The sequence below is a fragment of the Nguyenibacter vanlangensis genome (genome assembly GCF_013376155.1).
Taxonomy (GTDB): domain Bacteria; phylum Pseudomonadota; class Alphaproteobacteria; order Acetobacterales; family Acetobacteraceae; genus Gluconacetobacter; species Gluconacetobacter vanlangensis.
Window position 1 is genome coordinate 1 of the sequence record NZ_JABXXP010001169.1, and the last position, 618, is coordinate 618.

General features: G+C 66.5%; 1 protein-coding gene. It reads right to left on the bottom strand.

Annotated features, from left to right (window positions below; all coding sequences use genetic code 11):
- Nucleotides 1-203: 203 nt before the first annotated feature.
- A partial coding sequence (locus HUK84_RS23425; protein ID WP_246285831.1) for a DUF2442 domain-containing protein occupies nucleotides 204-618 on the bottom strand: 415 nt, incomplete at its 5' end.

Consider the following 618-nt stretch of genomic DNA (forward strand, 5'->3'; position numbering starts at 1 on the left):
AATAGAACCCGCGCGCCGGCCGGGTGCCCCCCAAGGGCACAACCTGGCCGGCAGCACCCGACCGGCAGCAACCCGGCCGGCACCATCCGGGCGCTGCCCGGACCCGGCAGGGACCGCAGGTCCCTGCACCCTGATTCGTTGAAAATTTCAGCAGCCCGAATCGGCAACCCGAAAGGGCCGGACGGGACGAGGCGATCAAGGGATCAGGACAGGCGCAGCAGACTCGCAACCAGGATGTCCTCATCCACATCCGGCCAGTGGATCCCCTTGCCGCGCCCGATGAACCGCCAGCGAGACCTTTGCTCCGACGATGCATCGCGCAGACGCGGGAGCCGTTCGAGAGGGACGGAAAGCTCACGCCCATCCGCCATCACGACATGACGCAGATCGCTGTCCGTCCAAACTTTCACGACGTTCTCTCCCGCTTCAACATGACTATGCAGCGGTTCGTCGCCTTCCGTGCCGAAGAAGAAGAAGAAGAAGAAGAAGAAGAACCGACAGCCGTCGATCCGCAGGACCGTCGCCCCCGGCGTCACGCATCCCGCGCCACGCCGTCCGAAGCCCGCTCCGCCGCCGGCGCCGTGTCCGCTCCCGTCCCCGTTCCAGCCAGCAGCGCCT